This is a genomic window from Mesorhizobium sp. M1163 (assembly GCF_040318415.1).
Classification (GTDB): domain Bacteria; phylum Pseudomonadota; class Alphaproteobacteria; order Rhizobiales; family Rhizobiaceae; genus Mesorhizobium.
Genome location: NZ_JAMYMF010000002.1, coordinates 82,477 through 105,399, shown reverse-complemented (window position 1 = coordinate 105,399; position 22,923 = coordinate 82,477). Strand labels below are relative to the sequence as shown.

27 protein-coding genes are annotated in these 22,923 nt (G+C 63.5%); 14 read left to right on the top strand and 13 right to left on the bottom strand.

Annotated elements, in window-relative coordinates:
- Positions 1–3 precede the first annotated feature (3 nt).
- The gene (doeB, locus tag NKH43_RS02600; protein ID WP_352484021.1) at positions 4–1,005 is read left to right on the top strand and encodes a N(2)-acetyl-L-2,4-diaminobutanoate deacetylase DoeB; all 1,002 of its coding nucleotides are present in this window, start codon (positions 4–6) and stop codon (positions 1,003–1,005) included.
- Between the two features lie 2 nt (positions 1,006–1,007).
- On the opposite strand, the gene NKH43_RS02595 is transcribed toward doeB, so the two are convergent.
- The gene (locus NKH43_RS02595; RefSeq protein WP_352589645.1) at positions 1,008–1,667 is read right to left on the bottom strand and encodes a GntR family transcriptional regulator; all 660 of its coding nucleotides are present in this window, start codon (positions 1,665–1,667) and stop codon (positions 1,008–1,010) included.
- Between the two features lie 322 nt (positions 1,668–1,989).
- Between NKH43_RS02595 and NKH43_RS02590 the strand changes: the two genes are divergently transcribed.
- Genes NKH43_RS02590 through atzF form a run of 8 tightly spaced genes read left to right on the top strand, consistent with a single transcriptional unit; the run spans position 1,990 to position 10,263 of the window.
- Positions 1,990–3,117 carry a BMP family ABC transporter substrate-binding protein gene (locus NKH43_RS02590; protein WP_352856432.1) on the top strand — a complete coding sequence of 376 codons (1,128 nt, stop codon included), beginning with the start codon at positions 1,990–1,992 and terminating at the stop codon, positions 3,115–3,117.
- 20 nt (positions 3,118–3,137) lie between these two features.
- Positions 3,138–4,262, top strand: coding sequence for an ABC transporter permease (locus NKH43_RS02585; RefSeq protein WP_352856430.1), 1,125 nt, complete (start codon positions 3,138–3,140; stop codon positions 4,260–4,262).
- On the top strand, positions 4,262–5,188 hold the full coding sequence (locus tag NKH43_RS02580) for an ABC transporter permease (RefSeq protein WP_352856428.1): 927 nt from the start codon (positions 4,262–4,264) through the stop codon (positions 5,186–5,188). The genes NKH43_RS02585 and NKH43_RS02580 overlap by 1 nt, the downstream gene beginning before the upstream one ends.
- Positions 5,189–5,202: 14 nt before the next feature.
- Positions 5,203–5,904 carry a biuret amidohydrolase gene (gene biuH / locus NKH43_RS02575; RefSeq protein ID WP_023720643.1) on the top strand — a complete coding sequence of 234 codons (702 nt, stop codon included), beginning with the start codon at positions 5,203–5,205 and terminating at the stop codon, positions 5,902–5,904.
- 10 nt (positions 5,905–5,914) lie between these two features.
- Positions 5,915–7,447 carry an ABC transporter ATP-binding protein gene (locus NKH43_RS02570; RefSeq protein ID WP_023720642.1) on the top strand — a complete coding sequence of 511 codons (1,533 nt, stop codon included), beginning with the start codon at positions 5,915–5,917 and terminating at the stop codon, positions 7,445–7,447.
- Positions 7,447–8,115 carry a cysteine hydrolase family protein gene (locus NKH43_RS02565; RefSeq protein WP_023720641.1) on the top strand — a complete coding sequence of 223 codons (669 nt, stop codon included), beginning with the start codon at positions 7,447–7,449 and terminating at the stop codon, positions 8,113–8,115. The genes NKH43_RS02570 and NKH43_RS02565 overlap by 1 nt, the downstream gene beginning before the upstream one ends.
- Positions 8,108–8,458 (top strand): cupin domain-containing protein, encoded by a 351-nt coding sequence (locus NKH43_RS02560; RefSeq protein ID WP_023720640.1) that lies wholly within the window; start codon positions 8,108–8,110, stop codon positions 8,456–8,458. The genes NKH43_RS02565 and NKH43_RS02560 overlap by 8 nt, the downstream gene beginning before the upstream one ends.
- Entirely contained in the window at positions 8,455–10,263 is a 1,809-nt protein-coding gene (gene atzF / locus NKH43_RS02555) for an allophanate hydrolase (RefSeq protein ID WP_352494456.1), read from the top strand. Before NKH43_RS02560 ends, atzF begins: the two co-directional genes overlap by 4 nt.
- Before the next feature lie 5 nt (positions 10,264–10,268).
- Here atzF and NKH43_RS02550 read toward each other — a convergent pair whose 3' ends face one another.
- Positions 10,269–10,826 (bottom strand): cytochrome c, encoded by a 558-nt coding sequence (locus NKH43_RS02550; protein WP_352855734.1) that lies wholly within the window; start codon positions 10,824–10,826, stop codon positions 10,269–10,271.
- On the bottom strand, positions 10,823–11,221 hold the full coding sequence (gene cueR / locus NKH43_RS02545; protein WP_031194477.1) for a Cu(I)-responsive transcriptional regulator: 399 nt from the start codon (positions 11,219–11,221) through the stop codon (positions 10,823–10,825). Before cueR ends, NKH43_RS02550 begins: the two co-directional genes overlap by 4 nt.
- 263 nt (positions 11,222–11,484) lie before the next feature.
- Between cueR and NKH43_RS02540 the strand changes: the two genes are divergently transcribed.
- Genes NKH43_RS02540 through NKH43_RS02530 form a run of 3 tightly spaced genes read left to right on the top strand, consistent with a single transcriptional unit; the run spans position 11,485 to position 14,479 of the window.
- Entirely contained in the window at positions 11,485–12,552 is a 1,068-nt protein-coding gene (locus NKH43_RS02540; RefSeq protein ID WP_352856426.1) for a type III polyketide synthase, read from the top strand.
- Positions 12,549–13,262 (top strand): methyltransferase domain-containing protein, encoded by a 714-nt coding sequence (locus tag NKH43_RS02535; protein WP_023720635.1) that lies wholly within the window; start codon positions 12,549–12,551, stop codon positions 13,260–13,262. Before NKH43_RS02540 ends, NKH43_RS02535 begins: the two co-directional genes overlap by 4 nt.
- Positions 13,259–14,479, top strand: coding sequence for an NAD(P)/FAD-dependent oxidoreductase (locus tag NKH43_RS02530; RefSeq protein ID WP_352856424.1), 1,221 nt, complete (start codon positions 13,259–13,261; stop codon positions 14,477–14,479). Before NKH43_RS02535 ends, NKH43_RS02530 begins: the two co-directional genes overlap by 4 nt.
- A 123-nt stretch (positions 14,480–14,602) precedes the next feature.
- On the opposite strand, the gene NKH43_RS02525 is transcribed toward NKH43_RS02530, so the two are convergent.
- The 8 genes from NKH43_RS02525 to NKH43_RS02490 all read right to left on the bottom strand — a co-directional run bounded on the left by NKH43_RS02525 (position 14,603) and on the right by NKH43_RS02490 (position 19,972).
- A complete protein-coding gene (locus tag NKH43_RS02525; RefSeq protein WP_352589569.1) occupies positions 14,603–14,767 on the bottom strand; it encodes a hypothetical protein in 165 nt (54 codons plus the stop codon).
- Positions 14,768–14,880: 113 nt separating this feature from the next.
- A complete protein-coding gene (locus tag NKH43_RS02520; protein WP_023720632.1) occupies positions 14,881–15,447 on the bottom strand; it encodes a hypothetical protein in 567 nt (188 codons plus the stop codon).
- On the bottom strand, positions 15,444–16,223 hold the full coding sequence (locus NKH43_RS02515) for a DsbA family protein (RefSeq protein WP_352484015.1): 780 nt from the start codon (positions 16,221–16,223) through the stop codon (positions 15,444–15,446). The genes NKH43_RS02520 and NKH43_RS02515 overlap by 4 nt, the downstream gene beginning before the upstream one ends.
- A 51-nt stretch (positions 16,224–16,274) precedes the next feature.
- Complete coding sequence (locus NKH43_RS02510) at positions 16,275–16,958, bottom strand: SCO family protein (protein WP_352856422.1); 684 nt, start codon at positions 16,956–16,958, stop codon at positions 16,275–16,277.
- A gap of 67 nt (positions 16,959–17,025) precedes the next feature.
- The gene (locus NKH43_RS02505) at positions 17,026–17,553 is read right to left on the bottom strand and encodes a TlpA family protein disulfide reductase (protein WP_352856420.1); all 528 of its coding nucleotides are present in this window, start codon (positions 17,551–17,553) and stop codon (positions 17,026–17,028) included.
- A 7-nt stretch (positions 17,554–17,560) separates the two neighbouring features.
- Positions 17,561–18,001 carry a DUF411 domain-containing protein gene (locus tag NKH43_RS02500; RefSeq protein WP_023720628.1) on the bottom strand — a complete coding sequence of 147 codons (441 nt, stop codon included), beginning with the start codon at positions 17,999–18,001 and terminating at the stop codon, positions 17,561–17,563.
- Between the two features lie 28 nt (positions 18,002–18,029).
- Positions 18,030–19,466 (bottom strand): multicopper oxidase family protein, encoded by a 1,437-nt coding sequence (locus tag NKH43_RS02495; protein ID WP_352856418.1) that lies wholly within the window; start codon positions 19,464–19,466, stop codon positions 18,030–18,032.
- Between the two features lie 131 nt (positions 19,467–19,597).
- On the bottom strand, positions 19,598–19,972 hold the full coding sequence (locus NKH43_RS02490; protein WP_352856416.1) for a hypothetical protein: 375 nt from the start codon (positions 19,970–19,972) through the stop codon (positions 19,598–19,600).
- A 146-nt stretch (positions 19,973–20,118) separates the two neighbouring features.
- On the opposite strand from NKH43_RS02490, the gene NKH43_RS02485 reads away from it, so the two are divergent.
- Positions 20,119–20,715: a cation efflux transmembrane domain-containing protein gene (locus NKH43_RS02485; protein ID WP_023720625.1), complete on the top strand. Its 597-nt coding sequence runs from the start codon at positions 20,119–20,121 to the stop codon at positions 20,713–20,715.
- 198 nt (positions 20,716–20,913) lie between these two features.
- On the opposite strand, the gene NKH43_RS02480 is transcribed toward NKH43_RS02485, so the two are convergent.
- A complete protein-coding gene (locus tag NKH43_RS02480; RefSeq protein WP_352856414.1) occupies positions 20,914–21,336 on the bottom strand; it encodes a hypothetical protein in 423 nt (140 codons plus the stop codon).
- Positions 21,337–21,524: 188 nt separating this feature from the next.
- Between NKH43_RS02480 and NKH43_RS02475 the strand changes: the two genes are divergently transcribed.
- Positions 21,525–22,337, top strand: coding sequence for a class I SAM-dependent methyltransferase (locus NKH43_RS02475; RefSeq protein ID WP_352844661.1), 813 nt, complete (start codon positions 21,525–21,527; stop codon positions 22,335–22,337).
- On the opposite strand, the gene NKH43_RS02470 is transcribed toward NKH43_RS02475, so the two are convergent.
- Positions 22,321–22,617: a hypothetical protein gene (locus NKH43_RS02470; protein ID WP_352844659.1), complete on the bottom strand. Its 297-nt coding sequence runs from the start codon at positions 22,615–22,617 to the stop codon at positions 22,321–22,323. The genes NKH43_RS02475 and NKH43_RS02470 overlap by 17 nt on opposite strands.
- Between the last annotated feature and the right edge of the window lie 306 nt (positions 22,618–22,923).

The following is a 22,923-nucleotide window of genomic DNA, read 5'->3' as shown; positions in this document are numbered from 1 at the left end:
CCGATGTCCAGCCTTCGCCCATCACCGATCACGCCGAGCGTCGATTTCGAGCGCGACGGCGTGCAGCACGGTTTCTTGCGCCTGCCTTACAGCCGTGACGATTCCGCCTGGGGATCGGTGATGATCCCGATCTGCGTCATCCGCAACGGCAACGGGCCGAGTGCGTTGCTCACCGGCGGTAATCATGGCGACGAATATGAGGGGCCGCTGGCGCTTTACGATCTCGCCCGCACGCTCGATCCGAAGCAGGTCAGCGGCACGGTCATCATCGTGCCGGCGATGAACTATCCGGCGTTCCGCGCCGGCACGCGCACCTCGCCGATCGACAAGGGCAATCTCAACCGCAGCTTTCCCGGCCGGCCCGACGGTACGGTGACCGAGAAGATCGCCGATTATTTCCAGCGCGAACTTCTGCCGCGCACCGACATCGCGCTCGATTTCCATTCCGGCGGCAAGACGCTCGACTTCGTGCCGTTCTGCGCCGCCCATATCCGGCCCGACAAGGTGCTGGAAGAGAAGGGGTTCGCTGCGGTTGAAGCTTTCTCGGCACCCTGGTCGATGAAGATGCTGGAGATCGACGCGGTCGGCATGTTCGACACTGCCGCCGAAGAGATGGGCAAGCTGTTCATCACCACCGAGCTCGGCGGCGGCGGAACTTCGCGCGCGGAAACGGTGCGGATCGCGCGTCGCGGCGTGCTCAATGTGCTGCGCCATGCCGGCATCGTCGCCGGCGCGGTCGAGATGCAGCCGACCCGCTGGCTCGACATGCCATCGGGAGATTGCTTCTCGTTCGCCGAGGACGACGGGATGATCGAAACCATGATCGATCTCGGCGAGCCGGTGGCAGAAAACCAGGTGCTGGCGCGCATCCATTCGATCGGCCGCACCGGCGGCGCTCCGCAGGAGATCCGGGCCAAGATGTCCGGTCTGTTGGCGGCGCGGCATTTCCCCGGATTGGTCAAGGCCGGCGACTGTGCTGCCGTGGTGGCCGTGCTGGTCGATTGAGGCTAGGAGGCCGATGTCGGAAACGGCTCGGCCTTGCCTTTAGGGCGGTCGCCGATGGCAAAGACGGCGCTCGCCTCGCTGACGATCGAGACATGGTCCTTGGCGGCTGTTCCGGCGGCCGTACTGTCGCCGCGCATGATTGCGGTAACGATGGCGTCATGCTCTTGCCAGGACTGGGCCAGCCGGCCGGGCAGCATGAATTGCGCGCGCCTGAACGGCGCCAGCCGGCCGCGGGTCATGACGGTCAACTCATAAATGTGCTTGCTGTGGGCGCCGCGATAGAGCCGGGTGTGGAATTCGGTGTTGAAAAGCTCATACTCTTCTTCGGCACCGAGCTGCACGAAGCGCGCCGAGGCCTGGTGCTCGGCCTCCAGCGTGCGGCGTTCGCCGGCCGTCATGCGCTCGGCCGAGAAGCGCGCGCAGATCGCTTCAAGCTCGGCCATGCTCTCGAACATCGAGGCGAGGTGCTCCTGCGTCATCACGGCGACGGTGGCGCCGCGGTTGGGCCGCCTTTCGACCAGTCCCATGGCGCTGAGCCGGCTGAGCGCTTCCCTGATAGGCGTGCGTGAGACGTCGAAGCGGGCGGCGAGCGAGGCTTCGTCGAGTTTTTCGCCGGGACGCAGGAAACCGGTAACGATCCGGTCGCTGATCGCCCTCACCATCTGATCGACGGTCGTGCCCGACCTGATCAAATTGCGCTTTGCCGACACGTCTCCTCCGTCCAGTCTCTTCGCGCAGCCATAAGCCACGCACCGGCTTCGATTCCTCCGCAGCTCTGTATGCCTATGTTTTAGCCTTCATGTCAAATTGGCCGTTTTAGAGGCAAAAAGTGTATGCAATTGCTCCGGCTTCGTGCAGGCTACATCGGCACACTCATTGATATTGCTGAATAAATCCAATTTCTGAAACTGGCACGCTGATTGCATACACTTCTTTCATTGAGGTGTTAACCGGCCCCAAAGGCCCCATAGAGGGAGCATTCACATGACCGAGCGATTCATGCTTAGCCGCCGCGACCTGCTCAAGACTTCCGCCGCCGGAGCGGCGCTCGGTCTTGCGTCCGCATCGTTTCCGATCAGCAGGGCCTTCGCCGCGACCGCAACCGTCGGCTTCATCTATGTCGGGCCAAAGGACGATTACGGCTACAACCAGGCGCATGCCGAAGGCGCGGCGACGCTGAAGGGTATGGACGGCATCTCAGTTGTCGAGGAGGAGAACGTGCCGGAGACGGTCGACGTCCAGAAGACGATGGAATCGATGATCAATCTCGACGGTGCGTCGCTGATATTCCCGACCTCGTTCGGCTATTTCGATCCGCATATGCTGGCCATGTGCGCGAAATTCCCCGACGTGCAGTTCCGCCATTGCGGCGGCATGTGGAACAAGGACAAGCATCCGATGAATGCCGGTTCCTATTTCGGCTATATCGGCATGGGCCAGTATCTGAACGGCGTCGTCGCCGGCCACACCAGCAAGACCAAGAAGCTCGGCTTCGTCGCGGCAAAGCCGATCCCGCAGGTGCTGCTCAACATCAATTCCTTCCTGCTCGGCGCGCGCTCGGTCGACCCGACCATCACCTGCCAGGTGATCTTCACCGGCGAGTGGTCGCTTGCGGTCAAGGAGGCGGAGGCCACCAATGCGCTGGTCGACCAGGGCGCCGACGTCATCACCTGTCATGTCGACAGCCCCAAGGTGGTGGTCGAGACGGCGGCCGGGCGTGGCGCCTTCATCTGCGGCTATCATGCCAACCAGAGCCCGCTGGCGCCGGAGAAATACCTGACCGGCGCGGAATGGAACTGGGCCAAGGTCTACAAGATGTTCGTCGACGATCTGGTGGCCGGCACGCCACTTCCCAATTTCACGCGCGGCGGCCTGGCCGACGGTTTCGTCAAGATGAGCCCGCTCGGCCCCGCCGTCGGCGAGGCCGCCCGCAAGCAGTTCGACGGCACGCTGGCCGAAATGATGAAAGGCGGATTTTCCGTCATCAAGGGTCCGTTGAAGAGCAACAAGGGCGTCGTCGTCGCGACCGAAGGCCAGGCCTTCGTCGAGACCGCGCTCGAGCTGGAAAGCATGGACTACCTCGTCGAGGGCGTGGTCGGTTCGACCGCCTGAACCGGATCGGAGACGGGGCCATGGCAGACACGGTCAGTACCGCGAGCGCACCAGCGCTGTTTGGCGCCAGGAATTATCTGGCGGCACTCGAATGGGTGGCACGGCGGGCGGAAGCCTTCGTCATACCGCTCGCGGCGCTGATCGTCGGCATGGCGCTGTTCAGCCTGTTCATCGCGCTGGTCGGCAAATCACCGGTGCAACTCTACGTGACGATGTGGCGCGGCGGCTTCGGCTCCTGGTTCTCGATCCAGAACTCGCTGTCGCGGGCCGCACCGCTTTTGCTGGCAGCGCTCTGCGTGGCGCTGCCGGCTCGGCTCGGCCTCGTCGTCATCGGCGGCGAAGGCGCGATCGTGCTGGGCGGCGTTGCCGCCGCCGCCATCGGCGTCGCGGCGAATGGCGCGCCGGCTTTCGTGGTCATCCTGTTGATGGGCGTGGCGGGCGTGGTCGCCGGCGGCATCTGGATAGGTGCCGTCGGCGCACTCCGCCACTACCGCGCCGTCAACGAAACCATATCCAGCCTGCTGATGGCCTATATCGCCATCGCGCTGATGAACCATCTGGTCGAAGGGCCGCTGCGCGATCCGGCCTCGCTCAACAAACCCTCGACCGAGCCGCTGGCGGATGCCTACCGCATCGGCAACATTCCAGGCATGGACGTGCACTGGGGCCTTGTCGTCGGCATCGTCGCCTGCGTCCTGTCCTGGCTGTTGATCGAAAAGACGCGCTGGGGGTTTGCCGCCCGCATTGCCGGCGGCAATGTCAGGGCGGCCCAGGTGCAAGGGCTTGCCGTCGGCCCGCTGATCGTCGGCTTTACCGGGCTCGCCGGCGGCTTTGCCGGACTGGCCGGCATGCTGGAAGTCGGCGCCGTGCAAGGCAGCGCCAACGCCTCGCTCGCCGCCGGCTACGGCTATACCGGCATCCTCGTCGCCTTCCTCGCCCGCCACAATCCGCTCGCCATCATCCCGGTCGCTTTCCTGCTCGGCGGCATCGGCGCTTCCGGCGGGCTGATCCAGCGCCGCATGGACCTGCCCGACGCCACCGTGCTGGTGCTGCAAGGCATGCTCTTCGTGGTCATCCTGTTCAGCGAAACCTTTTACGGCCGCTTCAAGGTTTTCAATCCCGATCTGTGGAAGAGGGGCTCCTGATGGACGCGACCGAGATCGGCCTGTGGGGCGTGCCGCTCGCCATTCTCGGCGGCGCCATCCGCGTCTCGACGCCGTTCATCTTCGTGTCGCTCGGCGAAGCCATCACCGAGCGCTCCGGCCGCATCAATCTCGGCCTCGAAGGCACGCTGGTCTTCGGCGCAATGACCGCCTATGCGGTAGCAGTGGTGACCGGCTCGCCATGGCTCGGCGTGCTGGCTGCCGCCGGTGCCGGTCTTTGCTTCGGGCTGTTCCATGGCTGGATCTGCAAATTCCGCGGGGTTAACGACATCGCCATCGGCATCGCGCTGATGCTGTTCGGCTCGGGTCTCGCCTTCTTCTTCGGCAAGCCGTTCATCCAGCCCTCGGCGCCAGACCTGCCGGCCATCGCCTTCGGTGGCTGGTCGAATATTCCGCAGGTGCAGGCGGCGCTCAACGTCAACGTGCTGTTCCTGATCGGGGCCGCACTTGCGCTGTTCCTGTGGTGGGCCTTCCGTAACACCCGCGCCGGCCTGATCGTACGCGTCGTCGGCGACAGCTCCGATGCGGCGCGCGCCATGGGCCTCAATCCCAACACCGTGCGCCTGCTTGCGACAGGCGTCGGCGGCGCGCTCGCCGGCATCGGCGGCGCCTATCTGTCGCTCTATTACCCCGGCAGCTGGACCGAACGCATCTCGTCGGGGCAGGGGCTGATGGCGGTGGCGCTGGTCATCTTCGCACGCTGGAACCCGCTCGGCTGCTTTGCCGCGGCACTGTTGTTCGGCGGCGCCGGGGCGCTAGGCCCGGCGTTGCAATCGGTCGGGGTAACGCAGGGCTACTATCTCTTCTACGCCGCACCTTACATCCTCACGCTCATCATCATGATCGCCATCTCGTCGCCGAGCCGCTCGCTTGCCGGCGCGCCGGGCGAGTTGTCGATCACCAAATGACTGGAGTTTTCCCGATGAACGCCAGAGCCGAGATCACCCAGCGCTACATCGACGCCGACCCTTATCCATGGCCCTACAATGGCGAGCTGCGGTCGGACAATACGGCTCTGATCATCATCGATATGCAGACCGATTTCTGCGGGCCGGGCGGCTATGTCGATCATATGGGCTACGATCTTTCGCTGGTGCGGGCGCCGATCGAGCCGATCAAGTCGGTGCTTGCAGCCATGCGGGCCCAGGGCTACACCATCATCCACACGCGCGAGGGCCACCGGCCCGATCTCGCCGACCTGCCGGCCAACAAGCGCTGGCGCTCACGCCGCATCAATGCCGGCATTGGCGACCCCGGACCTTGCGGGCGCATCCTGGTGCGCGGCGAACCAGGCTGGGATATCATCCCCGACCTCTATCCGGCGGCGGGCGAACCGATCATCGACAAGCCGGGCAAGGGCTCGTTCTGCGCCACCGATCTGGAGCTGATCCTGCACCAGCGCGGCATCGAAAACATCGTGCTGACCGGCATCACCACCGATGTCTGCGTCCACACGACCATGCGCGAGGCCAATGATCGCGGCTTCGAATGCGTGATGCTTGAGGACTGCTGCGGCGCGACCGACTACGGCAACCATCTCGCCGCGATCAAGATGATCAAGATGCAGGGCGGCGTGTTCGGCGCGGTGTCGAGCTCGGCGTCCTTCGTCGCGCAGCTGCCGTGAGGGGGCGATCTTGAGCGGAACCATCGTCAAGAAAGCCGTCGGCGTCGAGACTATCGGCATGACCATGCGCTTCGGCGCCTTCACCGCGCTGGACGATGTCTCGATCAAGGTGCCAGCGGGATCATTCCATGCGCTGCTCGGCGAAAACGGTGCCGGCAAGTCGACGCTGGTCAAATGCATGATGGGTTTTTACCGCCCGACCGCCGGCGACATGCTGGTCGATGCCCGCGAGGTCGCGATAGCCAGCCCGAAGGATGCCTCGGCGCTCGGGCTAGGCATGGTCTATCAGCATTTTACCCTCGTCCCGTCGCTGACCGGTGCGGAAAACCTGGTCATTTCCCGCGAGAAAGTGCCGGGCGTCATCGACTGGCGCAAGGAGCGCGCCGCACTTGCGCAATTCATGCAGCGGATGCCGTTCAAGCTGCCGCTCGACGTCAAGGTGGCGGAACTTGCGGCCGGCGAGAAGCAGAAGCTCGAAATCGTCAAGCAGCTCTATCTCGGCCGCAGTTTCCTGGTGCTCGACGAGCCGACTTCGGTGCTCACCCCTGGCGAGGCACAGGAAGTGCTTGGCCTGGTGCGCGACATGACCAGGACAGGCGACCTCACCGTGCTGATGATCTCGCACAAATTCCACGAGGTGACGGCCTTTGCCGACGACATCACCGTGTTGCGCAAGGGCAGGCTGACCGGAACCGGAAAGGTCTCCGAACTTTCGCACAAGCAGATGGCGGCGATGATGATCGGCGACCAACCGATTGCAGCACTCGACAGTCGCGCTCCGGTGCCGGCCGGCGCCAGGCAGGTGCTGACGGTAAAGTCGCTGAAGGCGCCTGACCGCACCGGCTTGAAAAGCATCGACATCGGCGAGCTCGACGTGAAGTCCGGCGAGATCGTCGGCATCGCCGGCATCTCCGGCAACGGCCAGAAGGAGTTTCTCGAAGTCCTTGCCGGACAGCGGGCACGCAATGCGGGCGACGTTCTGGTGAAAGGCTCGCCCTATGGTGCCAGCCGCAGCGAGGCGCGCACGCTCAATGTCCGCTTCATTCCGGAGGAGCCATTGCGCAATGCCTGCGCACCGCGGATGACGGTGGCCGAAAACATGGCCTTCCGGACCTTCGACCTCAACGAGGCCGGCAAGCCGGTCAACTGGATCAGGATGAGCGCGATCAGGGACTACGCGGCCCGTCTTGTCGAACAGTTCAAGGTCAAGACGGCCTCGCTCGCTTCGCCGATTTCATCATTGTCGGGCGGCAATGTGCAGCGCGCGGTGCTGGCGCGGGAACTGACCGGCGAGGTCGATTTGCTCATCGTGTCGAACCCCTGCTTCGGCCTCGACTTCTCCGCCGTCGCCGAAATACGCGCCCGCATCATGAAGGCGCGCAATGCCGGTGCTGCAGTGCTTTTGATGTCGGAGGACCTCGACGAGCTGCTTGAGCTCTCGGACCGCATCTTCGTCATGTCGGATGGCGCGCTGGTCTACGAGACGCCGATCGCGCAGGCGAGCGTGCAGACGATCGGCGAGCACATGGCGGGACATCATTGATGGCGGAGATCGAGGCGCTGCCGTTCCCGTTTGCCTTCAAGCCTGAGGCGATGGCGCTGGTCGTCATCGACATGCAGCGCGATTTCGCCGAGCCCGGCGGCTTCGGCGCCAGCCTCGGCAACGACGTCAGCCGGATCACGGCGATCGTGCCCACGGTGAAAAGGCTGCTCGAAGGGTTTCGCGCCGCTGGCCTGCCGGTGATCCACACGATGGAGTGCCACAAGGCAGATTTTTCGGATCTGCCGCCGGCCAAGCGCAATCGCGGCAATCCGTCGATCCGCATCGGCGATATCGGTCCCATGGGTCGCGTGCTGATCGTCGGCGAACCGGGAACGGCGATCCTCGATGAACTTGCACCATTGCCTGGCGAGATCGTCATCGAAAAACCCGGCAAGGGCGCGTTCTATGCCACCAGCTTCGGCGATGACCTCAAGCGGCTCGGCGCACAGCAACTGGTCTTTGCCGGGGTGACGACGGAGGTCTGCGTGCAGACGACGATGCGCGAGGCCAACGACCGCGGCTATGAATGCCTGCTGGCGGAGGATGCGACGGAGAGCTATTTTCCGGAGTTCAAGACGGCAGCCCTTGCCATGATCAGGGCGCAGGGCGCGATCGTCGGCTGGACGGCGACAACGGACCAGGTGCTCGAGGGAATTTCCAATGCCTAACATTGCATACCAGGCCCTCATCCAAGGGGGCTGGCGTGATCTGCCATTCGAGCCTTTTCGCGAAGGCATCACGGTGCATTGGCTGCTCAAGGGGGGATCGACGGAACCGTCGGTCGCGATTCTCAACTACCGGGCGGGCGCCGGCGTGCCGCGTCACCGCCACGCCGGGCTGGAAACGATCATCGTGCTGGAAGGCTCGCAGAGCGACGAGAACGGCGACTATGCAGCGGGCAGTGTGATCCTGAACCCGGTTGGAACCGAGCATTCGGTGTGGACAAAAGACGGCTGCGTCGTACTCATCCAGTGGAACCTGCCGGTCGTCATTCAGGGCGAGGCCGAATGAGCGACATCCGCTTCGACATAGCGAGCCTGCACGCCGCCTATCAGGCCGGCCTCAGTATTGGCGATATGATCGATACGGTCCATGCGCGGCTCGCGGCGGCCGATGACCCGGGCATCTTCATCCATCTGGCGAGCAGGGCGGAGATGCTTGCCGAGGCGGAAAAGCTCGGCCCGTTCGATCCGTTGGCAAAGCCACTGTGGGGCGTTCCGTTCGCGGTCAAGGACAACATCGATGTTGCCGGCATGCCGACCACGGCGGCCTGCGCGGAATATGCCTACTTGCCGGCGAACGACGCCACCGTCGTCGCGCGGCTCAAGGCCGCCGGCGCGCTGGTCGTCGGCAAGACCAATCTCGACCAGTTCGCTACCGGCCTGGTCGGCGTGCGCACGCCCTATCCAATCCCGAGGAATGCGATCGACCCGACACTGGTGCCGGGCGGCTCCTCATGCGGCTCGGCCGTGGCGACGGCGCGTGGCATCGTCTCGTTCGCGCTCGGCACCGACACCGCCGGTTCGGGCCGCATACCCGCCGGCCTCAACAACATCGTCGGGCTGAAGCCGAGCGTCGGCGCGCTGTCGGCCGCCGGCGTCGTGCCGGCCTGCCGCACGCTCGACTGCGTCTCCGTCTTCGCACTCAACGTCGACGACGCCTACAGCGTGTTCGAGGTCGCGGCGGCGAAGGACGACGCCGATCCCTATTCACGTGACCTCGGCATCCAACCGCTTGCCGCGCGCCCACCGGTGCTGACGGTTGGCGTGCCGGCCAAGGCCGATCGGACGTTCTTCGGCGACCAGGCGATGCAGGCGGGCTTCGAGGCCGCTCTTGCCTCGCTGGAGACGCTGGGCTGCAGGCTGGTCGAAATCCCGTTCGGCGATTTCTACGCCACCGCCAATCTGCTTTACGAGGGCGCCTGGGTGGCCGAGCGTTACACCGCGATCAGGGACTTCATGGATGCCAACGAGGCGGCCATGCATCCGGTGACGCGGCAGATCATCGGCGGTGCGCGAAAACTTTCCGCAGCGGACGCCTTCAACGGGCTCTATGCCTTGCAGGCCTACAAGGCCAAGCTTGCGCCGGTTATCGCCTCGGTCGATCTTTTCTGTGTGCCGACCGCGCCGACGCATTACACAGTCGAAGCGGTGTTGGCTGACCCTATCGTCACCAACAGCCGGCTCGGCACCTACACCAACTTCGTCAATCTGCTCGACATGTGCGGCATCGCCGTGCCGACCGGAACCCGCAGCGACGGTTTGCCGATGAGCGTCACCTTGCTTGCCGCGGCGGGCAAGGACCATCTGACGGCGTCGCTTGCGCGCGATGTCCATGCGGCAAGCGGCCTTGCGCTGGGCGCTACCGGCTGGCCGCTGCCGCCGCGTGGCGATATCCGCGTGGACGTGGATGAAGGCACGATCGAGCTGGCCGTGGTCGGCGCGCATCTATCGGGGATGGCGCTGAACGGCCAGTTGCAGCAGCTCGGCGCGATTTTCGCCCGGGGTGCGAGAACGGCGCCGCTCTACCGGCTTTACGCACTCGCCGGCCAGTCGGTGTCGAGACCGGGGCTCGAGCGCACCTGCAATGGCAAGGGCACAGCCATCGAGGTCGAAGTCTGGCGGCTGTCGCCGCAAGCCTTCGGTCGCTTCGTCGCGGCGATCCCGCCGCCGCTCGGCATCGGGACGCTTCTGCTCGACGACGGAACTTCGCCGAAAGGCTTCCTCGTTGAAAGTGCCGGCCTTACCGATGCAGAAGAGATTTCGCATTTCGGCGGCTGGCGCAATTTCATGGCGGATCAGCAGCTGCGGAGCTGACGCCATCACTCGACCTTTTGCCGGAACTTCGAGTGGCAGCTCGAGCAATCCTGCAAGATGAGATGCAGGAGGTGCTCCGCCGGCAATTTGGCGGGATCGGCTTCCGCCGTCCCCGGTCGCTTGCCAAGCAGGCTGCCACCGCCCATCGCCGGGCCGGAACCCATTCTCATGTCGTCGGTAATGCGCGGCGGCACCCGCTCGGCGTCGGAGGCCAGGGCGCTGGCCAGCGTCCCGATGTGGCGAGCCAGCCCTTCGAACTCCGCGCGGGCAGGGTCGATATCCAGCTTGGCGCCTGAAGGCGCACCCAATGTCGCGCTGGGGAATTCGGCAATGAGGGAAGGGCCGGTGCGGGCGCGGATGGCCTCGGCCGCCGCTTTGAAAGCCGCGGCGTCATACGCCCGCTTGCCGTCGAACATCCCGGCGATCGCCTTTGCCGCCGCAGCCATTTCCTTCATCGAGGCCTGGCGAGCCTCGATGACCGCATCACGGCTCGAATGGGCGGCAGCGAGCACGACAGAGACGCAGGCAAGCGACAGCACTGTTAGAGCGGCTGCGAGCCTCACTGGGCCACGCCTTGTCCCGCCAACTCGTCGATGATCGGGCACTCCGGCCGCTCGTCGCCGTGGCAGTGACTGACCAGATGGTGAAGCAAGCCGCGCAATCCGACCAGTTCGGCGATCTTCCTGTCGATCTCCACCAACTTGGCTTTCGCGATCGCCTTCACGTCAGCGCTGTCACGTTCCCTGTCTTGGTACAGCGAGAGCAACTGGCGGCATTCGTCGACCGAAAACCCCAGGCTTCGCGAGCGCTGCAGGAAGCGCAGCCGGTGAATATCGGCCGTCGAGTAATCGCGATAGCCATTGTCTGTCCGGGCCGGGTGCAAGAGCCCGATGTCCTCGTAGTAGCGGATCGTCTTGGCCGGTAGGCCGGATTTTTCGGATGCGACGCCGATGTTCATATCGGAAATCTCCTTTATCGGAGGAAATAGACCTTCCAGTAGATGGAAGGTCAACATGATGTGGCGATTTTGGATGCCCGACGCAACCGCCCGCCGGCTCCAACCGTTTGCCTGCCAACAGCGCATACTGAACCTTCGGGAAGAAATCAGTTTTCGGAAACGTTTATCGAACAGCGCTCAAACTCAGCGCCCGGCACCAGGTACCGATCAGCAAGGACCCTCCGGCGGCACGTTACGCCGTGCAGACGCCGAGGAGATAGAACATGCCCGTCAACGCCTATATCAACCGGATCGCGACAGCGGTGCCGGAGCACGAGGTTCATCAATTCTACCTGCGTTTCGCGGCCTCGATGCTCGCGGCCGATCGCCGGAGGATCTTCGAACGCGTGGCCGATCTTGCCGGCATCGAGCACCGCTATTCCTGCTTTGCGCCGGCGTCCGATCCCGAAGGACCATCCGCCGACCTGGCCGGGACCTTCATTCGGGGCGCGTTTCCCGGAACGGCCATGAGAATGGCGATGTTCGACGATGCCGCACCTGTTCTGGCGCAAAAGGGCATCGACGGATTGCAACTTGGCGACGACGCTTCCCGCATCACCCATCTTATCGTCACTACCTGCACCGGTTTTTCGGCGCCGGGCATCGATCTCGAGCTGGTTGCGCGTTGCGGGCTGCCGGACGGGGTCGAACGCACGATGATCGGTTTCATGGGTTGCTACGCGGCGATCAACGGCCTCAAGCTGGCGCGTCACATCGTCCGCTCCGACCCGCAGGCCAAGGTCCTGCTGGTCAATATCGAGCTCTGCACGATGCACCTGCGTCAAACCACCGAACTGGAAAAACTGCTGTCGTTCTGCCTCTGGGGCGATGGCTGTGCGGCTGCGCTCATCACTTCCGAGCCGCTCGGCATCGAGCTCGATAGCTTTCACTGCCTGGTGGCGAGGGAGCGGCGGGATCTGATGCGCTGGAATATTCGCGACCACGGATTCGAAATGGTTCTTTCCGGCCAAGTGCCGGCAGCGATTCATGAAGCGTTGCGGAGCAACCAGGCCGCCATCCTCGGTGGCCGGCCGACCGAGGCGATCGACCTTTGGGCCGTGCACCCGGGTGGGCGTTCGGTGCTCGATGCCGTCGAAAGGGCTCTGGAACTGGAGCCCACCGCGCTGGAACCATCGCGCGCGGTGTTGCGCCAATACGGGAACATGTCGTCGGCGACCGTCATGTTCGTGATGAAAGAGATGCTGAAGGCGCCTGCCGGCCTGCTCGGCTGCGGCATGTCGTTCGGACCCGGGCTGACGGCCGAAACCATGCTCTTTCGAACGGTGTCATGAGCGGCCTGGAGCATCGGCAGCTTGCGCCGGAAATCCTTGACGGCCTTGCGGCCGACGATCCGCGAGCGCTGACCGCGCGCCGCGACCTTCGGCGCATCAATATGCTGATGTTTCAGGTGCCGATCATGACGTCGTTGCTCAGGAGGTTTGTGCCAAAGCCGCCACGCCGCATTCTGGAGATCGGCGCCGGCGATGGCTCCTTCATGCTGGCGGTGGCGCGGCGCATGGCCAGGCATTGGCCTGGGGTCGAACTGATGATGCTCGACCGCGTCAGCCTCGTCACCGCGCAATTGCGCGGCGATTTTGACAGGCTGGGATGGAAGGCTGAAGGGATCACCGCCGATGTCTTCGACTGGGCAGGAAAGATCGAGGGCGCACGGTTCGACGCCGTCACGGTCAATCTGTTCCTGCATCATCTCGACGATGCGCAGCTCGTGCGTCTGTTTTCGCTGATCAGGCCGAAAGCCCCGTTGCTGCTGGCGACTGAGCCGTTGCGGGCGAAACTGGCGCTGGCCGCGACCCGTCTTCTGCCGGCAATCGGCGCCAATGACGTCACACGAAACGATGCGGCGCAAAGCGTGCGTGCCGGCTTTCGCGGCAGCGAGCTTTCCGGTCTCTGGCTTGCGGCCAACGGCAAACCGGTCGAGGAGCGGCGCGCCGGCCTCTTCTCCCACATCTTCGTCGGCGCCAGTGCCGGCAGCGACTCATGACGCGATTGTCGACTCATGACGCGATCGTCATCGGTGCCGGCCCGGCGGGGACGTCCGTCGCGCTCACGCTGGCCCGGCGCGGATGGGCCGTGGCAATTGTGGAAAAGACCGCATTTCCGCGCCGCAAGGTCTGCGGCGAATACATCTCGGCAAGCAATCTTGCGCTTCTCGACCAGCTGGACATCGGCGATGCCTGGCGTACCGATGCCGGCCCCGAAATCCGCCGCGTCGGTTTGTTTTCCGGCGAAACCTGCGTCGAGGCGGCAATGCCACGTGCAGGAGCTGGGCCTCCTGCAAAAGACGGCTTCGGCCGGGCACTCGGCCGGGACATTCTCGACTCTCTGCTTTTGCAGACGGCGCGATCGGCGGGTGTCGAAATCTTCCAGCCCTGCCGCGCCGTCGCCATCGACCGGGACGGCGAGATGCAAAGGGTACGAATTCAAGCCGGGGACGAAACGGCGATGTTGCGCGCGCCTGTAATTGTCGCCGCACACGGCTCCTGGGAACCGGGGCCGCTGCCCAGCCAGCTCGCAAAGGCCAATCGCCCGTCGGACCTGCTCGGCTTCAAGGCGCATTTCACCGGGTCGTCGCTGGCGCCGGATTTGATGCCTCTGCTGGCCTTTCCCGGCGGCTATGGCGGCATGGTCTCGGCCGATCATGGCCGCTTGTCGATCTCGTGCTGCATTCGCCGCGATATGCTGGCGCGGTTGCGTAAACAACATGGCCCCAAACACCGGAGCCATGTGCCGGCCGCCGATGCGGTCTCCCGCCATCTCGTCGACTCATGCCGGGGCGTGCGGGACGCTCTGGAACCGGCGCTTCTCGACGGTCCGTGGCTTGCCGCAGGTCCGATCCGGCCGGGAATTCGCTCGTTCTACGAAGAGGACCTCTTCCGCGTCGGCAACGCAGCCGGAGAGTCTCATCCTGTTATCGCCGAGGGTATCTCGATGGCGCTGCAGTCCGGCTGGCTGCTGGCTTGCGAACTCGCATGCGCGCCAGGTGGCCGAGCAGGGCGTGAGGCTGCCGCCAGGCGCTATGAGGCGGCCTGGAAAAGACTGTTTTCGACACGGGTCTACGCTGCCGCGGCCCTTGCCGGAATTGCCCTTCGCCCCGGCAGCGCCACCTTGATGGCGGCGATCGTCCGGAATTTCCCGCAGACACTGACACTGGGCGCGCAACTGAGCGGCAAGACCAAGCGGGTTCCCGGCTTTGCCTGACGAGTGACGCGGCGTCGTGCTGCCCTGGTCGCCTTACATGCCACCGCCACAGTTGGCAGCAGCTGGCTCCTTCTCCCCGGAATTTGTCATCGCATAGTCGTATACCTGACTGCGTCCGCGGCTTCAGGTTCGCAGGTATTTGACCAAGGCTGCAATCGCGAGCAAGAGGGCGACGAACACCAGGACCCAGACGAGTGCCATGCCGCCCATCATCCACGTATCCATTGGACCATTCATCATTGCAATCACCTTTACGGTCAGTGAAGGCCCGCCTTCGTCGGTAAGCATCGGCGACTGCGAAGGCAATTAGCTCGCCGGGGACTTCGGTCAAGACGACCAGGAAACCGATCGGCCGCCTGTCGCCTTGTCCCGCCAACCGGAAGTGTCCTGTCCTGTCCGTCTCACATACCTCCGCCGCAGCCGTCCGAGAGATCCCAGACGTCGACGACCTGCTTGCCGGTGAAACCTTGCTCGCGGATCAGGAACTTCGCCAATCCGCCATACACTTTCCAGCGCCAGCATTGGCAGCAGCAAGGGCCTTTCTCGTTGGAATTGGCCATCGCATAGTCATAGGCCTGCTGCTCGTCGCCGGAGAGTTTCACATCGTAGTAGGGCATCATCTTCTGTGCGATGCCGGCCGGAATATCGTACGGATCGTTCGGGATCATCGCGATCTCGCGGTACCTGGCCAAACCGTTCACCTGCTCGGCATAGCGCTTTGTCTCCATTGGGCTGCAGCACGAGCCCGTGATCCGCGACATCGCCGGCATGGTCGCAATCGACTCCGTGAACTTGGCCGAACACGTGCTGTTGCCGTTCTGGCTGAGATATTTGAAGCGGCGCACCAGATCGGAATCCTCCGCGGCGATCGTCAAATCCGGCCCCTTGAGCAAGCCGACGACCGCAGCGACGCCAAAGGCGCTGCCCAGAACAACCGTCCGTCGGGTTGGATGGCATATCCGGCTCATTTGCTGTTCCTCGCTTGCTCGATCAGTTTCTTCATCGTTGCGAGGTCGGTCGCGCCGGGGAAAATCTGCTCGCCAACGACGAAGCTTGGCGTTCCACTGATCTTCAGCGCCTGTGCCAGTTGCGTATTCCGGTCGATCGACGCCTGGATATCGGGCCGCTGCATGTCGGTCTTCAGCTTAGCCACATCGAGACCGACGTCGGCAGCAACCTTCAGCACGACCGCTTCGGTCACCCGCGTCTTCACCGCATACAAGGCCTTGTGGAATGCCATGTACTTGCCCTGGCGCATTGCGGCGAGAGCCGCCTTGGAAGCAAATACGGAATCCGTGCTGAGGATCGGGAATTCCTTGTAGACGATTTTGAGCTGCGGATCGTCGGCCACGGCTTGCGCCAGGATCGGCGCAACCTGGCGGCAATAGGGGCAGTTGTAGTCAAAGAACTCGACCATGATGACGTCGCCTTCGGCGTTGCCGCCGACCGGGCTCGCCGGGTCCCGGAAGATATCGTCGGCCTTGGCCGCCAGGGCAGCCTTCGCCTCTTTTGCCGCGGCCTCGCGCTGGCGGGCATCGAGGCTCTGCAGCGCCTCCATGACGACCTCGGGATGCGCGAGGATATAATCGTGGATGCGCTGGTCGAACTGGTCCTGGGACATCTCGCCCGCGGCGATCGCCTGACCGTGGATACCGAGCGCGAGCCAGGCCGTCGCACCGGCCAGGACGAAGGCACGGGCCATTTTGCCGATGGCTCCGCGCCAGGAATTGGATTTGTGGATCACAGGGTTCTCCTTCCCTCTGTTTCGCCGGACCGCCGGCATGTGAATGGTGCCTCAGAACATGCCCTTGATCTTCGCCCACCATCCCGTTTCCGGCTCATGGTGCGGGCGCTCGACATTGTTGGTGAGCGCATTGACGAAGGTGACGAGATTGACCGCAGCGAAATTCGGGCCATGGAAATTCGCCCGCCAGCGGCCCTCCTTGTCGATCACATGGGTGACGGTGCCGTGCATCTGATAACCATCGTCCGTCAGTGTGAACTTGTGGCCGAAGGCCTCCGCCAGTCTGCGGGTCGCATCTTCCGGCTGATCCGCCGTCGTGGTCAGGAACAGCCAATTGACGGGGTCGAGCCCGTGCGTCTGCCCGTAGCTGCGCAGCACGTCCGGCGTGTCCCTGGCAGGGTCGGTGGTGATGGTCACAAAGCTGACCTGGCCTCTCATCGGCGTGCCGTTCACCATTTTCTGGACCTCGGCGATCTTCTCGGCATGCAGGGGGCATACATCCGGGCACGATGTGTAGATGAAGTGGAGGACGACCACCTTGCCGCGCAGATCTGCCGTTCGCACGACACGCCCATCGGCGGTGCGCAGCGTGAATTCAGGCGCCGGCTTGTCGATCGTTTGGAAATATTTCTCGTCGCCCTCAAGCATGGTGTCGATTTCGTCGAGCGAGTGGGCTTGCGCCCGATACGAAAAGCCCACGGTCAGCGCCGCAATGGCAATGGCGCCCAGCAGCAAACACCTCCACTCGTTCAAAGCCGACGCAAGGCAGCGAGCCTTCAACCCGGACATATCTGTTCCTTTCTCACTCGGCAGCGATGCGGCTGCCGATGAAGTCGACCATGTCGGGCGCGTCCCATTCGGCCGGCCCAATCAGCCGGCCGATCTCCTTGCCGTCGCGATTGATCAGCAGGGTTGCCGGAAGGCCGACGGAGCCGATGGCGAACATGGCCTTGCCCGAGGCATCGATGTTGAGGGCGAGGTGCTTGATGCCGATCTCGGCAAAGAACTTCTTCACAATCTCAGGACCGGCACGGTCCATGGACAGCGCGACGACCTCGAAATCCGGACCGCCCAGTTTGGCTTGCAGACGATCGAGCGTCGGCATCTCCTTGCGGCAGGGCGCGCACCATGTCGCCCAGATGTTGAGCAGCACGACCTTGCCGTGGAAATCCGCAAGCGTTTTCGGCTTGCCATTGCCATCCTCGAAGCTGATTTCCGGTACGGGGGCGGGCGCCTCGTGAACGACAAAGTTCTGCGGCGGCTCGGCGGCTGCTACCGGCAGCGAAAATGCCAGCAGCATGCCAATCAGGACCATGGCCAGTTTGCTCACAATAGCCTCACTCGGTCGCGTAGACGGTGGGTGCCTTGCCGTCCTTGGTGAAGGCGTAGACGACGAAGGGGCCTTGCTTCTCACCACCCATGCCTGGAGCGCCCGTCGGCATGCCGGCCAGCGTTATGCCGGTGATGGCCGGGCGTTCGGTCAAAAGCTTCTTGACGATTTCGACCGGCACCAGGCCATCGACGACATAGCCGTCGACCATCAGCGTGTGGCAGCCTTCGAGGTCGGCCGGCACGCCGGCATCGCTGCTGATCTGAGAGAGATTGTTGACCGGCTTGATGTCGACCTTGAAGCCGTTGTGCTCGAGATAGTTGGCGTAGGATTCGCAGCAGCTGCATTGCGGGTTCTTGTACATGACGGCGTTGATCGTGGCGGCGAAGGCAGGCAGCGGCGTTGCGATCAGCAGGGACAGTGCGGCTAGGCGGTAGGTCAGTTTCATTGCAGTTCTCCTTGGTTGGACAAAACTTTCAGGTCACGCGGAACACTGTCATCAGGCCGGCCATCTGGTGATCGGCGACATGGCAGTGCAGCATCCAGTCACCGGGATTGTCGGCAACGAAGGCGCATTCGATCGTGTCCTTGGGGGCGAGCAGCACCGTGTCCTGCCATTGCCGGTGCGGTACCGGCGAGCCGTTGCGCGAAAGCACCGACAGGCTGAAGCCGTGAACGTGCATGGGGTGCCACCATGCGGTTTCGTTGCGCATGGTGAGACGGCAGGTGGCGCCGCGTTCCAGCGTGAACTGTGGCGCCATGCCCGCGTGGCCGTCGCCGGTCATCGACATGCCGTTGATTGCCCAGGCGGCGGCGCCGTTCATGCCGGGCATCGCCATGCTCATCATGCCGCCGACGCCGGCCAGCTTGCCGCCGCCCATCATGCCGCCCTGCAGGACGATCTCATGCCGTTCGGCCTTGGCCAGGTCGGGGGCCGGCAGCGGATTGGCCGGCAGGCGAAGCGGCGCATCGAGAGGATGATCGCGCAGCGGTGCTCCGGCGTCATAGGCGAGCGCGGTCAGGGAGTAGGCAAGGCCGTCGTAGAACTCATCGATCACCGCGTAGCGCTTGCCCGGGTCGCCCTGCATGTCGAGCACGACATCGATGCGCATGGCGGGCGCAAGCACCAAGCGTCCGCCCTCCGGCTCATGCGGGTCGCAGGGCTGGCCGTCGATGGCGACGATGACCGGACGGTGGCCTTCGAAACGCAAAGCCATGATGCGAGCGAGTGACGCATTGGCCAGCCGCAACCTGACGCGCTCGCCGGCCTTCACGGTCAGGTCGGCCGGCGGTGCACCGTTGACGGTGACGACATTGCCGACGCGGCCCGACATCGCCGCATCCATCATGTTGCCGAAGCCGGCAGCGATTTGCCCATTCTTGGTGAGCCGCCAGTCCTGCAGCAGCCATAGAAGCTCGCGGTCGACCGCGACCGGTTCGGCTTCCTCGACGATCAGTGCGCCTGCAAGGCCACGGCCAAGCTGAACCAGGCTGTCGGCATGCGGATGGTACCAGAAGGTGCCGGCATCGGGCGGGGTGAACTCGTACACGAAATTTTCGCCCGGCCTGATCGGCGGTTGGGTCAATCCCGGCACGCCGTCCATCGCGTTCGGCAGCCGGATGCCGTGCCAGTGAACCGTGGTGTCCTCGCCCAGTCCGTTCTCGACGATGATGCGAGCGGGCCGCCCCTGGCGCAAGCGCAGTGTCGGGCCGGGGACCGTGCCATCATAGGCCCATACCGGAGTGCGCGGACCATCGGGGCCGGTGAGCCGTGCCTGGCCTGGCGCCACCCTGATCCGGTGTTCGCCGGTAGCCAGCGCCAGTGCGGGGCGGATCGGCGCGGAGGCGGCAATGCTTGCCGCCGCAAGCAGGAATTTGCGGCGCGTTATGAACGGACTTGAAACGGAATTCACCCTTGTGACCCCTGCGGTAACCGACGGCGAACATCGCGACATCGATTGAATTGCTGCCGCGTCCGTTGCGCAGTACGCGCAACCGGACGATCAAACGCCGTCAATCAACCGCGGAAACGGCAGAAACGGCGTCAGACGAGAGCGCTGGGTCTTGGAGGGAATGGCTCGGGCAACAGACTTCGCCCGTGCAGGAACGCGGCGGGAAGCGCCGGCGGCAGCTCTGCCCGCAGCAGTCCCGTCACGGGGAGAGCTTCCGGCAGCACCGCCAGAACCGGTGCGACGCAGGTCGGCGCACATTGCATCGGTTTGTCGTTGTCGGCCGAGCTCTTGAGGCAAGCGCTGCACTCGCCGCCCTTCGCATCGGCCATCTTGGCCATGTCGGCGTCGGTGGTGCCGGCATCTGCGGCCATGATCATGCGGCTGTCGATCGCCATCCTGGCCGACATGACGGCAGCCTGAGCGGCGGACAGGCTGAACCCGGCGATCACGAGGACCGCGAGCAGCATAGTCAGGAGGTGTTTTGGTGACAGACGTGCCATGTTCGACCTAGGCTGGCCTCAAATAGCGGTTTTTGCAAGCCCCTGCGAGATCGAGACCATCGAGAGCCGGGGCGGCCAGCAATAACATCAACACCATCACATCGGGACAGACCATGCAGCAAGCCATTACGTCGGACGGCCTTCGCCGGGTGGTGCTTGTCGTCGCGCTGCTGAACCTCGGTTATTTCGGCATTGAATTCGCCGTGGCGCTGGCGATCGGCTCGGTGTCGCTGTTCGCCGACAGCGTCGATTTCCTGGAAGATGCCTCGGTCAACCTCCTGATACTGCTCGCCATGGGATGGTCGCTGCGTGCCCGCTCGCGGGTCGGCATGGCGCTGGCACTTATCCTTTTGGTGCCGGGCCTGGCGACGCTGTGGACCGCGTGGGAAAAGTTCAACATGCCGGTGCCGCCGCAGCCAACGGCCCTGACGCTGGCGGGGTTGGGCGCCTTGGCGGTCAACCTGTCATGCGCCTACATGCTGGCGCGCTACCGCCACCACAGCGGCAGTCTTACCAGGGCGGCATTCCTCTCGGCCCGCAACGACGCCGTCGCCAACATCGCGATCATACTGGCCGGACTGGTGACGGCCTTCCTATGGCGCTCGGCATGGCCGGATCTGATCGTCGGGCTGGGAATCGCGGCACTGAATGCAGACGCGGCGCGCGAGGTCTGGGAGGCTGCCCGGGAAGAGCACCGAGCCGTTTCGTGAAGCCAAACGCTCAGCGCGCTGCCGGATTGCTAATCCGCCAATGCAGGGCGCATACCGGCCGGCAGTGATCCAGAAACTTGCGTGATCTCTAATATAAACGCACACTTGCAAAGCGGACCGAGAGAGAAACCGCCACGAACATCATCAAAAAGGCCCGCGTCCCGGACGAGGACGCGGGCCGGTTTTCGTTGGCATGCGCTAGGCAGGTATCAAGACGGCGATGCGGTGGATGCCGACCACCTTGCTGGTGTTGGCTGCCGCCTCGGTCTTGCCCTTGGAGCAGGTATACATGTCACCTTCCTTGAGCTTGAATTGCTTGTCGGCTTTCTTGATCGTGAATTCACCGGCGGCAATGGTACATACCATGTCGTTGTCCATTACCATTGCGGGAGCGGCTGCTCCCGGCTGAAAGACCACATCGACAATTGAGATGCTCTTGTAGGCGGGGATATCGGAATTGCCGGTGCCGACCTCAACCACCCTGACGCCGGGGGCTATTTCCTTTTCTTCCTTCGGGCCGTATTTCTTGACCTTTGCAGCTGCCGCCAGCGTGAACAAAGGCGTTACCGCGGCCGCCGTCACGCCGAGCGCAATTGCAGACCTGCGATTTATGGTTTTCATCGCGTCCTCCCATTATGTTGGCCGCGCACCAATGTGCATGACCACTCTATATTAGCACATTTGCAGATAACCGCAGAACGCCGTTTCGGAGGGTCCATGAGCGAACCGCCCCTCGGTCGAATGCGATCGAAAAACAGACAATTCCATGCTATGCTGACGAGCCATCAAACGGACGGCGGGGGATAGCAATGTTGGAAACGGACAAGGTGTTCGCTGGCTCGATTCCGGAAAACTACGACCGCTATATGGTGCCGTTGATTTTCGAGCCGTTCGCCGCAGATCTTGCACGACGGGCCGCGTCCTTGTCGCCCAGGGCCGTTCTGGAAACCGCCGCGGGCACCGGGGTTGTCACCCGCGCATTGGCGCCAAAACTGGCCCCCAGTGCAAGCTATGTCGTAACCGACCTCAACCAGCCGATGCTCGACTACGCCGCTTCGCGGCAAGCTCCCGATGATCGCATCGAATGGCGTCAGGCCGATGCTCTGGCGCTGCCGTTTGAAAATGCGGCCTTCGATCTCGTTTGTTGTCAGTTCGGTGCGATGTTCTTTCCCAACCGCTCATCTGCCTACCGCGAAGCCCGGCGAGTTCTGAAGCCTGGCGGACATTTCCTATTCAGCGTATGGGATCGCATCGAGGAGAATGTATTTGCCGACGATGTGACGAATGCTCTGGCGCGGATTTTTCCGAACGATCCGCCGCGATTTCTGGCACGCACGCCGCATGGCTACCACGATACGGCACTGATCCGTCGCGAACTGGAGGAGGCAGGTTTTTCCGGTGTGGTGATCGAGACGAGGGCCGAACAAAGCCGTGCCTCCTCGCCGCGCCTTCCGGCCGTTGCTTATTGCCAGGGCACTCTGCTTCGCAACGAAATCGAGGCCAGAGAGGCGGGAAACCTGGATGCTGCAACCGACTACGCCGCAGCCGCGATTGCAGACAGGCATGGCAGCGGCGGGGTTGCTGCCAAAATCCAGGCTCACATAATCATGGCTGTGGTCTGAACGGTTCATCGTTTTCCGGGCGGAAAACCGTTTCACACTTTTCCTGGAATTTGCTTGAGGTGCTGGATATTCCGTTCCAGCGCTGAGCTGTAAACGTCTTGCCGCTATCCTGAATTCCCAGACGTTGATCGTTCATTCGCCCGAGTGGCAGGTCGACAAGCGGCAGGTCGATAATCGCCAGTTCGACCGATCGCCGGGGCTTGATGGCGGCGGCTGCCGGCGGCGCGATTCTGGTCGGCCTGGCTTCACTTTGGCAGCCGTCGCCGACTCCGCCCAGCAAGGTCTAGTCATTTCGCTTTCTTGACTCGGCCGACAAAAACGGGCAGCAAAGTCATCATTGGAGGGCAGTTTTGCCAACTATGCAGGTTTTGGAGGGCGTTTTTCGGTGTGACCGTCGCCCAATCGGCGGTCGGTAGAGGGATTGGTTAACCAACTTTGTCCATCTTTTGAATCAATCGGCAACAGACGCGAAGTGTGCTGGGGGCACCAGGCGAACTGTGAATGTCACGGCTGCGAAATCCGCTAGCCGGCAACGGCCGATTGAGAGTGGTTGAATGGCGTTTGTAAGTGCGAAAACCCGGGGTGA

Coding starts and splice junctions, on each gene's coding strand:
- NKH43_RS02485 (WP_023720625.1), top strand. CDS start 20,119: ATGCAGCAAGCCATTACGTCGGACGGCCTTCGCCGGGTGGTGCTTGTC.
- NKH43_RS02580 (WP_352856428.1), top strand. CDS start 4,262: ATGGACGCGACCGAGATCGGCCTGTGGGGCGTGCCGCTCGCCATTCTC.
- NKH43_RS02480 (WP_352856414.1), bottom strand. CDS start 21,336: ATGAAAACCATAAATCGCAGGTCTGCAATTGCGCTCGGCGTGACGGCG.
- cueR (WP_031194477.1), bottom strand. CDS start 11,221: ATGAACATCGGCGTCGCATCCGAAAAATCCGGCCTACCGGCCAAGACG.
- NKH43_RS02590 (WP_352856432.1), top strand. CDS start 1,990: ATGACCGAGCGATTCATGCTTAGCCGCCGCGACCTGCTCAAGACTTCC.
- NKH43_RS02500 (WP_023720628.1), bottom strand. CDS start 18,001: ATGAAACTGACCTACCGCCTAGCCGCACTGTCCCTGCTGATCGCAACG.
- NKH43_RS02585 (WP_352856430.1), top strand. CDS start 3,138: ATGGCAGACACGGTCAGTACCGCGAGCGCACCAGCGCTGTTTGGCGCC.
- NKH43_RS02530 (WP_352856424.1), top strand. CDS start 13,259: ATGACGCGATTGTCGACTCATGACGCGATCGTCATCGGTGCCGGCCCG.
- biuH (WP_023720643.1), top strand. CDS start 5,203: ATGAACGCCAGAGCCGAGATCACCCAGCGCTACATCGACGCCGACCCT.
- NKH43_RS02540 (WP_352856426.1), top strand. CDS start 11,485: ATGCCCGTCAACGCCTATATCAACCGGATCGCGACAGCGGTGCCGGAG.
- NKH43_RS02475 (WP_352844661.1), top strand. CDS start 21,525: ATGTTGGAAACGGACAAGGTGTTCGCTGGCTCGATTCCGGAAAACTAC.
- NKH43_RS02520 (WP_023720632.1), bottom strand. CDS start 15,447: ATGAGCCGGATATGCCATCCAACCCGACGGACGGTTGTTCTGGGCAGC.
- NKH43_RS02565 (WP_023720641.1), top strand. CDS start 7,447: ATGGCGGAGATCGAGGCGCTGCCGTTCCCGTTTGCCTTCAAGCCTGAG.
- NKH43_RS02560 (WP_023720640.1), top strand. CDS start 8,108: ATGCCTAACATTGCATACCAGGCCCTCATCCAAGGGGGCTGGCGTGAT.
- atzF (WP_352494456.1), top strand. CDS start 8,455: ATGAGCGACATCCGCTTCGACATAGCGAGCCTGCACGCCGCCTATCAG.
- NKH43_RS02595 (WP_352589645.1), bottom strand. CDS start 1,667: ATGGTGAGGGCGATCAGCGACCGGATCGTTACCGGTTTCCTGCGTCCC.
- doeB (WP_352484021.1), top strand. CDS start 4: ATGTCCAGCCTTCGCCCATCACCGATCACGCCGAGCGTCGATTTCGAG.
- NKH43_RS02535 (WP_023720635.1), top strand. CDS start 12,549: ATGAGCGGCCTGGAGCATCGGCAGCTTGCGCCGGAAATCCTTGACGGC.
- NKH43_RS02525 (WP_352589569.1), bottom strand. CDS start 14,767: ATGCTTACCGACGAAGGCGGGCCTTCACTGACCGTAAAGGTGATTGCA.
- NKH43_RS02490 (WP_352856416.1), bottom strand. CDS start 19,972: ATGCTGCTCGCGGTCCTCGTGATCGCCGGGTTCAGCCTGTCCGCCGCT.